A 9,925-nucleotide genomic window follows, 5' to 3' on the forward strand; every position below is an offset into this window, starting at 1 on the left:
GTCGGTGGGCAACCGGTGCAGTGATATGACTGCAATGGAATTCTTGCCGGTTCTTTTCATGATCGCCGGAGTCGTTCTGGTGGCGGGGGTGACGTTGTTGGTTTCCTCGCTGCTGCGCCCATCCAATCCCTATCCCGCCAAGAACATGCCTTATGAATGCGGCATGGACGCAGCGGGCGAGGCGGCGGCGGGCCGCTTCAGGGTGCCGTTCTTTATCCTCGCGATCCTGCTGGTCGTTTTCGATGTCGAAGCGATGTTCCTCTTTCCCTGGGCCGTCGTCCTGAAAGAGATCGGGCTGGTCGGCTATATCGAGATGATCGTCTTCATATTGCTGCTTCTCGTGGGCTTCGCCTACGCCTGGCTGAAAGGAGCGCTGGAATGGGAGGCGTAAACAACGCGATCCGCGACAGCGTGCTGTTCACCACGGCCGACAGCATCATCAGTTGGAGCCGGAGATCGGCGCTGTGGCCGGAGACCTTCGGCATTGCCTGCTGCGCCATCGAGATGATCTCGGCCGGTTGTGCCCGCTACGATCTCGACCGGTTCGGCGTGGTGTTCCGCCCTTCGCCGAGACAATCCGACGTCATGATCATCGCCGGCACCGTGACCCGGAAATTCGCGCCCGTCGTGCGGCGACTCTACGACCAGATGCCGGAACCGCGCTGGGTGATCGCCATGGGCACCTGCGCTATTTCGGGCGGGGTCTACAACACCTATGCCGTGGTGCAGGGGTCGGAAACCTTCGTGCCCGTCGATGTGCATGTGCCTGGCTGTCCGCCCCGGCCCGAGGCGCTGATGCACGGCTTCCTTCTGCTTCAAGAAAAGATCAAGAGGTCCCGGGCGCTCGCCGGCACACCTCTGGATCGGGTTATAGCGTCATGAATGCGGAGCCGTCCCTCAATCGCGCTCCGATCCTGGAGCGCTTCGGAGAAACAATCGAGGACCTCGGCACTGCGCACGGTATCGAAGCCTTTGCCGTTGCGCCCGAGAGGATCGTTGAGTTCTGCCGGCTCCTGAAAGAGCATCCGGCGCTGCAGTTCAATTTCCTCTCGGACATTTGCGGCGTCGATCATTATCCCGAAATGCCGCGGTTCGAGGCGGTCTACCATCTTTACTCGCTGCCCAACAGGTGGCGGGTCCGCATCAAGTGCCGACTTGGCGATCCTCCTGAAGTGCCTTCGGTCACGGGCGTCTGGCGTACCGCCAACTGGCATGAGCGTGAGGCCTGGGACATGTATGGTATCCGGTTCGAGGGACATCCCGATCTGCGCCGGATCTACATGTGGGAAGGCTTCGAGGGCTTTCCGCAACGCAAGGATTTCCCCCTCAGGGGCTATAAGGACAAGTTGAACCCCTTCGGTGCCGAGGGTCCGCCGCCAACACAGCCCGACCTTGCCACCAGGGACATTCCGTAAGGGAGGCCGTTCTACGCCGGAACGTTGAGATGACTGAAGTCACCGAGCTCAGCAGGCCTGAGGGTGAAGCGCTCAATACCAGAGAAGTGCTTCTCAACCTCGGTCCGCAGCACCCCAGCACCCATGGGGTTCTTCGGCTCGTCCTCGAACTGGACGGCGAGTTCGTCGAGCGCGTCGATCCGCATATCGGCTATCTCCATCGTGGCACTGAAAAACTGGCGGAGAGCTTCACCTATACCCAGATTTTCCCGCTGACGGATCGGCTCGACTATCTCTGTCCGCCCTCGAACAACCTCGCCTTCGCGCTGGCGGTCGAGAAACTCCTCGGCATAGAAGCCCCAATCCGAGCGCAATATATCCGCGTGATGATGGCCGAGCTAGCACGGATCTCCGGTCACCTCCTGATCACCGGCGCGCTGCCGATGGATCTCGGCGCCATGACCGCGCTGCTTTACGTCATGCGCGAGCGTGAAATGATCATGGACCTCCTGGAAATGATCACCGGTGCGCGCATGCACACGTCCTTCTGCCGGGTTGGCGGGGTGCGCGAGGATCTGCCTGATGGGTTCTTCCCCAGGATCCGGGAGTTTTGCGACATCTTTCCGAACCGTATCCGCGACTATGAGCGACTGCTCGAAGATAACCGGGTGTTTCTCAATCGCACGAAGGGGATCGGCGTGATCTCCGCAGAGGATGCTGTCGATCTCGGCCTCAGCGGCCCGAACCTGCGAGCTTCCGGTGTCGACTGGGACATCCGGCGCGACGAGCCCTACGAGATCTACGACCGGCTCGATTTCAACGTCATCACCCGTGACGAGGGCGATTGCTATGCACGCTGGCGATGCCGCGTCGATGAGATGCGCGAGAGCATAGGGATCATCGAACAATGCATCAACCAGATGCCTGAGGGGCCGTTCCAGATCGACATACCGACAATCGCCTTCCCGCTGGACAAGGATCGGGTGCACTGCTCGATGGAGGCGCTGATCCAGCATTTCGACCTGTCGGCTTACGGCTTCAAGGTGCCGAGGGGCGAGGTCTATTCGGCAATCGAGGCGCCAAAGGGCGAGCTTGGCTTTTACATCATCAGCGACGGGTCTCCAAAACCGTTCCGCATGAAGGTGCGGGCCCCCTCGTTCGTCAATCTTCAGGCCCTCTTCGGGGTCACGAACGCCCGCTATCTGGCGGACATGATCGCCGTGCTCGGCAGCCTTGATCCCGTGATGGCGGAGGTGGACAAGTAGCAAGGATTTGAATGCGATGACCATGCGCGAAAAGATCGAAGAGGCGGCGGCGCGGTATCCCGACCAGCGCTCTGCGATCATGCCCGCGCTCCTGATCGCGCAGGAAGTACATGGCCATCTGCCTGGGCCAGTGTTGGAAGAGATCGCCGACATTCTCGGAGTCGAGCGGATCTGGGTCTACGAGTTGGCGACCTTCTACACCCTCTTCCATACCGAACCGGTGGGGATGTTCCACCTGCAGCTCTGTAACAATGTTTCCTGCATGCTGTGCGGATCGCAGGACCTGCTAGACCATCTGGAAACAGTGCTGGGGATCAGGAAAGGCGGCACCACCCCGGACGGGCTGTTCACGCTCTCGACTGTCGAATGCCTCGGCGCCTGCGAGATGGCTCCGGTGATGCAAGTCGGCGACGATTACCACGCCCACCTTGATGTGATGCGGATAAACGCACTGCTGGACAACCTGCGGGCGATAGCGGGAGCCGCGAGCGTCGAGCACGCCTCTGCGCGGCTGCCGGGAGAGTAGCGCCATGTTCGAGCCGGTTCTTCTCAAAAATGTCGATGTGGCGGATGGTCATTTGGTGTCGACCTACGAGGCTGGAGGCGGCTATCAGGCGCTGGCGAAGGCGCTGCGCGAGTACACGCCTGACGAGATTATCGACCTTGTCAAACGGTCCAACCTGCGCGGTCGCGGCGGTGCCGGATTCCCGACGGGCATGAAATGGGGTTTCGTTCCGAAGCGCACCGGCAAGCCGACATATCTGTGCTGCAACGCCGATGAAGGCGAACCGGGCACGTTCAAGGACCGGATCATCATGGAGCGTGACCCACATCAACTGATTGAGGGGTTGGCGGTAAGTGCCTACGCGATTGGGGCCGAAACCGCCTATGTCTACATTCGCGGAGAATATGTGGCGGCGATCCGTCGTCTCGAGCAGGCGATCGCCGAGGCCCACGCAAAGGGCTATCTCGGAAAGCGCATTCTGGGCTCGGATTTCAATTTCGCCGTCCACATCCACTGCGGCGCCGGCGCCTATATCTGCGGCGAGGAGACTGCGATGCTCGAGTCGCTTGAGGGCAAGCGGGCGCAGCCGCGATTGAAGCCGCCGTTTCCGGCCGTGGCCGGGCTCTACGCCAGCCCGACTGTGATCAACAATGTCGAGACGCTGGCCTGCGTGCCGCATATCGTGATGCGGGGCGCGGACTGGTTCCGCGGCATCGGCCCGGACAAGAGCCCCGGCCCGAAGCTCTACTGCCTCAGTGGGCAGGTGCGCAAACCCGGCCTCTACGAGTTGCCGATGGGCATACCGCTGCGCGAGCTGGTCGAGGAACATGCCGGCGGGGCCTTGCCAGGACGCAAGATCAAGGCAGTGATCCCGGGCGGGGTCTCCGCGCCGGTCATCCCTGAGCACGGGCTGGAGGTGAGAATGGATTTTGACTCGCTGGCTGCCGCCGGCTCGATGCTCGGTTCGGCTGGCGTTATCGTGATCGACGATAGCACCTGCATGGTCAAGGTCGCCACCAGGATCGTCGAGTTCTTCCACCATGAGTCCTGCGGCAAGTGCACGCCCTGTCGGGAAGGATTGAACTGGGTTGTGAAGGTCCTGCGCCGGGTTGAAGGCGGGGATGGAGCGCCCGGCGATCTGGAGCAGCTGGAGATGCTCTGCAAGGGCATTTTCGGCAATACGTTTTGTGCCTTGGGTGACGGTGCAGCGATGGGATTGCGGGCAGCACTCGCGCATTTCCGAGATGAATTCGTCGCCCATGTCGAGGAGCGGAGGTGCCCGTTTCACTGAAGGAGTGTGCTGGATAAGGGTTGTGAGGAAACCATGCTTAAAGTCACGATCGATGGACAAACGCTGGAGGTTGAGGCTGGCTCGACAGTGTTGCAGGCCGCCCGGCGTTTGGGCATCGATATCCCGACCTTTTGCTATCTGAAGCGTCTGCCGCCGCTGGCCTCTTGCCGCATGTGTCTGGTGGAGATCGAGGGCCTGCGGCGGCTGCAGCCGTCCTGCGCTACTGCGGTCACCGATGGCATGGTCGTGCGGACGAATACGCCTCTGATCGAGGAAACGCGCTCTTCCATGCTCGACATGCTGCTCGCCAACCACCCCCTCGACTGCCCCATCTGCGACAAGGGCGGAGAATGCGAGCTTCAGAACATGGTAATGGCCTATGGGCCCCGCGAAAGCCAGTTCCGCGATGACAAACGTGTGTTCCACTCCGAGGACATTCGCCTGAGCCCGGTTATCATCATGAATGTCAACCGCTGCATCCAGTGCCAGCGCTGCGTCCGGATGTGCGAGGAGGTCGTCGGCGCGGTGGCGCTGGGCACCGTCGAGAAAGGCATGGATACCGCCGTCACCGGCTTCGAGGGCAGTCTGGCGAGTTGCGACCAGTGCGGCAATTGCGTCGAGGTCTGCCCGGTCGGCGCGCTGATGAGCTTCCCCTACCGCTATAAGGCGCGCCCCTGGGATCTCGTAGAGACCGACACGATCTGCCCGCATTGTGGCACCGGTTGCCAGCTGACAGTGGGCACGCGCAAGGGCGAGTTCATGCGGGTGCGCTCGAAGTGGGACGAAGGTGTCAACCACGAAACTCTCTGCGTGCGAGGACGCTTCGGCCTCGATTTCGTTGCAAGCCGGGACCGGATCAAGCAGCCAATGATCCGTCAGGATGGCGCCCTGGTTCCGGTTTCCTGGGACGAAGCGGGGGACTATCTGCGCCGGCGACTGCTGGCTGTCGAAGCCAAGAATGCCGGCGGGCTGGCCTCGCCTCGCCTGCCCAACGAGGTGCTTTATCAGTTCCAGAAGCTGATGCGAACAGTATTCCGGACCAACAACATTGATTGTTCGTCACGCTGGGCCGCGCCCTTCGATACGCTCGGCCCGCTATTGGGAACTTTCTACAGCCGCGCACCGCTGGACGACGTAATCGGCAACGACTGCGTGCTCGTCGTCGGCGGCAACGTGACCGAGGAGAATCCCGTCACCGAATACCTGCTGCGAGACGCCGTGCGGCGACGGCAGGCCGGATTGCTGATGCTTTCGGCGCGGCCCTCGCGTCTGGACGCCGATGCCAGGGTGGTGGTTCGCGTGCCGCCGGGCGGAGAAGAGGCAAGCCTTGCGGCGGTGGTAACCGCGCTCATGGCGGCGGCCGGTCAGACCTTGCCGGGCGACTCAATTGCGGACATCGGTGCGACGATCGGCTGGCCGGCAGCGGGCACCGGCGGCGACGGGCCGGATCGTCTCGCCACCGCGCTCAAGGAAGCCCGTAGCGTCACCGTGCTTGTCAGCGTCGACCTCCTGAGATCACCCGAAGCGCGCGCGACGCTGCTGCAGCTCAACAACCTCCTGCAGGGCCTGCGCCTGCTAGGCAAGGGCCCGGCGATGCAGTTTCTCTTCGACCGTGCCAACCAGATGGGTGCCTGGGACATGGGGGTCCTGCCGGCGGCTCTGCCGGGGCTGCGGGCGGTCGCCGATGACGCGGCGCGCGCAGCTCTTGCCCGAAACTGGGACGCCCAAATCCCGTCCGGACCCGGCGCGAATCTCGACGCCATGCTGGAGCTCTGCGTCGGTGGCCGGATGGGCGCGCTCTACATCGTCGGAACCGACCCCCTGGTCGCCTATCCCGACCGGGATTTTGTGACGCGGGCGCTTGGCGCGGCTGATCTCCTGATCGTGCAGGACGCGTTCCTCACGGAGACGGCGGGCATGGCCGAGGTCGTCTTGCCCGCGGCGGGCTATGGCGAGGAATCTGGAACGTTCACCAACAACGAAGGCCGGATCCAGAATGTTCGCAAGTTCCGTGAGCCCGTTTTCGAGGCGCGAGGCAATCTGGCGATTATCGACTTCGTCGCCGCGCTACGCAACCAGGCGCTGCGGCCATCGACGCGAGGCGAAATTTTCGACGAGATTGCCCGGCTGGTTCCGGCCTATCAGGGGTTGACGCAGGACGGACTTGGCGCCGACGGCGCATTCACCAGGGCGGTACCGACATTATCGGCTGGCGTGTTCCTTGCGCCGCCGTCCGTTCCAACAGCAGCCGACCGGCTCATGCTGATCACCGGCGACTGCCTGTTCCACAACGGATATCTTTCCGAACGGTCGGACACGCTGAACACGGTCGCCAACGATCCCTATGTCGCGATGAGCGCGCAGGATACTGCGGAGCTTGGCCTTTCGGATGGCGATCGGGTAATCGTGCGTTCCGGCCAAGGCGAACTGTCGGCGCAGCTCAAGGTCGACAGGCGGTTTCCCAAGGGCCTCGTCTTCGTTCCGGAAAACTATGGAGCCTTGCGTCTCAACAGCCTGCTGCGGCGGGGCGAATATCCATGCGCGGTGGAAGTCCAGAAGGCGCATCCCACTCCTGACGTCGACCGCCCAGGCCGGATCTGGCGTGGGGTTTGAATATCTCAAGCGGTTCAGGTTTTCACGGAAGCGCTGAACCGCTCTAACTTTTTGTTTTTACGCAATTCCGGACGGAAAACCACTTCGCACTTTTCCTGGAATTGCTCTAGGATCGGGGCACCGCAAGGCTCCGCGGCAAGCTGCCCGCCCCAGCGTCATCACATCGAGTTGGCGGCGTCAGTGATACCTGGCCCCGCATATGTAATCCTGCAGCTCCTGCTCTGTACGCTGCGCTTCGTCGAGCCTGTGCTTAACCACATCTCCGATGCTGACCACGCCGACCACGTTGCCTCCATCCGTGACCAACACATGGCGCGTGCGCCGCTGGGTCATGATCCCCATCGCGACGGGCAGCAAATCTTGTGTCGAACACATCGCCACATTGCGGTTCATGATGTCCGCGACCCGCATCGCCGCCGCCTCGGCCCCATATTCCGCCATCGCATTGCAGCAATCGCGCTCCGACAGTGTACCCAGGTATTTGCTGTTCGAGCGGCTCACGACGACGAAGCCGATATTGTTGTCTCGAAACAACCTCAGTACCTCCACCATCGTCTGATCGGGGGCGACTGCGATGACACCGACACCCTTGTTCTTCATGATTTCACCGACAAACATCTGAGCCTCCTGTTTGAGCGCTTCGGTTTGATGGCTGGCGCGCGTTCATGTTCGCCGGATATTCCGCCACCAGTTGTAGCCCTGCGTCTCGTTGGTCTCGACAATTACGTCCTTCTTCGTATTGAGGCGCGCGGCAACCACGCCGCCGCCGGTTGCCGCCTTACCCGGCTTGACGAGCAGATCGTCGCGCCCGATCACCAGGTCAGCGGAGGAAAAACTGGAAAATTCGTATTGTTGCCCAAGCGCGATTGCATCCGCCGGGCAGGCGTCCTCGCACAACCCGCAGAACAGGCAGCGTGCTGTGTCGATTTCAAATTTGGCCGGATGGCGATTGCCCTTCTCGTCCTCGTACGGGACGACTTCGATGCAGTCGCAGGGACAGATCCGCGCGCAGAGTTCGCAGGCCACGCACTTGATCTCGCCCTCTTCATCACGCTTCAAAAAGTGATGCCCTCGGTAACGCGAGTAAGGCAACCATTTTTCGTTGTCCGGATACTGCATGGTCACGGATTTGGAGAACATGTAGCCGAAGGTCAGAGCCAAGGCGCTCGCCAGATCGGCAAAAAACGTCCAGCCAATCCATGTTCCAACTCTGTCCTGCGCGCGCGACATCGCCGCCTCGCTATGGACCCGTTACGGCCCCTAAAAGTACACCAGTTACAATTATGTTCGCCATCGACAGAGGAAGCAAGACTTTCCATCCGATCGCCATCAACTGATCGTAGCGGTAGCGGGGGAAAGTGAAGCGAAACCAAATAAACACATAGACGAACAACGCGACCTTGAGAGCAAACCACAGGAGCGGTGGCAAAGGAACCAGAACGCCGTTCCAACCGCCGAAGAACAGGATCACCACCAAAACCGACACAAGCAATACGATGGCATATTCGCTGACCATAAAGAAGGCAAAGCGGATACCGCTGTATTCGGTATGGAACCCGGCCCCCAGATCGCCTTCCGCTTCCGCCAAGTCGAAGGGGATGCGCTGCGCTTCGGCCAATCCGGCGACGAAGAACACGAAGAATCCGATCGGTTGGTAGACGATGTTCCAGACATCGGCCTGCGCCCGCACGATCTCGAGAAGGCTCATGGATTGCGCCAGCATGACCACGCCGATGACCGCGAACCCCATGGGGATTTCGTAGCTGATCATCTGCGCGCAGGTTCTGAGGCTGCCCAGGACAGCGTATTTGCTGTTGGAGGCCCAACCGCCGAAGATGACGCCATAAACCTCGATCCCGATCACCGAGAAGACGAAAAGGAGCGCCACATTCATGTTGGAGACGTAGAGCGTGATCCCGTGGCCGAGGACCGAGACAGTTTCGCCGAAGGGGATCGCGACGAACACCACAAAGGGTGGGGCGAGTGCCAGGATTGGCGCCAGTTTGAACAGAAACCGGTCGGCCTCAGCCGGGATGTGATCCTCTTTCGTCAGGAGCTTGATTCCGTCCGCCACCGGCTGCAACAGCCCGTGCCATCCCACGCGCATCGGCCCCATCCGCTGCTGCATGTGCCCGGCAACCTTGCGTTCCAGCCAGGTGAGCGGCAAGGGTAGCAACAGCAGGATCGCAATCAGGAACGCGACCTTCAAGACGATCAGGCCAAGGGCGACGATAAGTTCCATGATCCGGCTACTTATTCATCGGGTTGAAGCGCGCGACGGGGCTTTGGCTCCGCTCTACAATGAGCACTGCGCACACTTGTCAGGCTACATGGTACAACGGCGACGCACCCCATACAATGCCGTCGCTGGGCGTGATGCGTTCTGCATAGGACGTTTTGAGAAGAGTAGCTCGCTGTGCAAGATGAAGGCTTCGCGTTTCCGCCGGTTACACCGCGCCATCTTGCTTATCAAAAACCGCCGAGGCTCTCATGGCTGCCGAATGAAAGTTCCGCGGCAGATCAGTCGGCGTCCGGGGAGTTGAACGCCCAGCAGAAACGCAAAGCTCGTCGAGGGTTATGTCGAGTGCTTCTGCCAAGCGATTTGCATGGGTAAATTTGCAAGTTGAATTGGTCGCGGGGTCAAGATTTGGGGTTTTTGTGTCCGGGCTGCGTCGGCTTTTCCTTCTTGCGGGCCGCAGATGAGGCGTCAAATTCTCGAGCTGTTACCAAACAAAAAGCCCGCACGAGGCGGGCTTTTTGGGAAGATTGGTTGCGGGGGCAGGATTTGAACCTGCGGCCTTCAGGTTATGAGCCTGACGAGCTACCGGGCTGCTCCACCCCGCGATATTTCATTCCG

Annotated in this window: 10 protein-coding genes and 1 tRNA gene; 7 read left to right on the forward strand and 4 right to left on the reverse strand. The window is 61.0% G+C overall.

Features of this window, described 5'->3' with window-relative positions; genetic code table 11:
- Nucleotides 1–25 precede the first annotated feature (25 nt).
- The 7 genes from HJB91_RS25535 to nuoG are packed head-to-tail and all read left to right on the forward strand — an operon-like array spanning nt 26 to nt 7,068.
- Nucleotides 26–391 (forward strand): NADH-quinone oxidoreductase subunit A, encoded by a 366-nt coding sequence (locus tag HJB91_RS25535; protein ID WP_210629997.1) that lies wholly within the window; start codon nt 26–28, stop codon nt 389–391.
- Nucleotides 379–882, forward strand: coding sequence for an NADH-quinone oxidoreductase subunit B family protein (locus tag HJB91_RS25540; RefSeq protein WP_003582024.1), 504 nt, complete (start codon nt 379–381; stop codon nt 880–882). The genes HJB91_RS25535 and HJB91_RS25540 overlap by 13 nt, the downstream gene beginning before the upstream one ends.
- Nucleotides 879–1,415, forward strand: a complete 537-nt coding sequence (locus HJB91_RS25545) for an NADH-quinone oxidoreductase subunit C (protein ID WP_210629996.1) — start codon at nt 879–881, stop codon at nt 1,413–1,415. Before HJB91_RS25540 ends, HJB91_RS25545 begins: the two co-directional genes overlap by 4 nt.
- A gap of 29 nt (nt 1,416–1,444) precedes the next feature.
- Nucleotides 1,445–2,659: an NADH dehydrogenase (quinone) subunit D gene (gene nuoD, locus HJB91_RS25550; protein WP_210629995.1), complete on the forward strand. Its 1,215-nt coding sequence runs from the start codon at nt 1,445–1,447 to the stop codon at nt 2,657–2,659.
- A 16-nt stretch (nt 2,660–2,675) separates the two neighbouring features.
- Entirely contained in the window at nt 2,676–3,185 is a 510-nt protein-coding gene (gene nuoE / locus HJB91_RS25555; RefSeq protein WP_210629994.1) for an NADH-quinone oxidoreductase subunit NuoE, read from the forward strand.
- 4 nt (nt 3,186–3,189) lie between these two features.
- Nucleotides 3,190–4,455, forward strand: a complete 1,266-nt coding sequence (nuoF, locus tag HJB91_RS25560; RefSeq protein ID WP_221156083.1) for an NADH-quinone oxidoreductase subunit NuoF — start codon at nt 3,190–3,192, stop codon at nt 4,453–4,455.
- Between the two features lie 33 nt (nt 4,456–4,488).
- Nucleotides 4,489–7,068 carry an NADH-quinone oxidoreductase subunit NuoG gene (nuoG, locus tag HJB91_RS25565; RefSeq protein WP_210629992.1) on the forward strand — a complete coding sequence of 860 codons (2,580 nt, stop codon included), beginning with the start codon at nt 4,489–4,491 and terminating at the stop codon, nt 7,066–7,068.
- Nucleotides 7,069–7,245: 177 nt separating this feature from the next.
- Here the strand turns inward: nuoG and HJB91_RS25570 are convergent, their stop codons facing one another.
- The 4 genes from HJB91_RS25570 to HJB91_RS25585 all read right to left on the reverse strand — a co-directional run bounded on the left by HJB91_RS25570 (nt 7,246) and on the right by HJB91_RS25585 (nt 9,912).
- The gene (locus HJB91_RS25570; protein WP_210629991.1) at nt 7,246–7,686 is read right to left on the reverse strand and encodes a CBS domain-containing protein; all 441 of its coding nucleotides are present in this window, start codon (nt 7,684–7,686) and stop codon (nt 7,246–7,248) included.
- Between the two features lie 45 nt (nt 7,687–7,731).
- Nucleotides 7,732–8,298 (reverse strand): NADH-quinone oxidoreductase subunit I, encoded by a 567-nt coding sequence (locus HJB91_RS25575; protein WP_210629990.1) that lies wholly within the window; start codon nt 8,296–8,298, stop codon nt 7,732–7,734.
- Nucleotides 8,299–8,308: 10 nt separating this feature from the next.
- Complete coding sequence (gene nuoH, locus HJB91_RS25580; RefSeq protein WP_210629989.1) at nt 8,309–9,310, reverse strand: NADH-quinone oxidoreductase subunit NuoH; 1,002 nt, start codon at nt 9,308–9,310, stop codon at nt 8,309–8,311.
- Between the two features lie 525 nt (nt 9,311–9,835).
- Nucleotides 9,836–9,912: transfer RNA gene (locus HJB91_RS25585), tRNA-Met, on the reverse strand.
- Nucleotides 9,913–9,925: the final 13 nt, after the last annotated feature.

Source organism: Rhizobium sp. NLR10b (assembly GCF_019685435.1).
Lineage (GTDB): Bacteria > Pseudomonadota > Alphaproteobacteria > Rhizobiales > Rhizobiaceae > Rhizobium.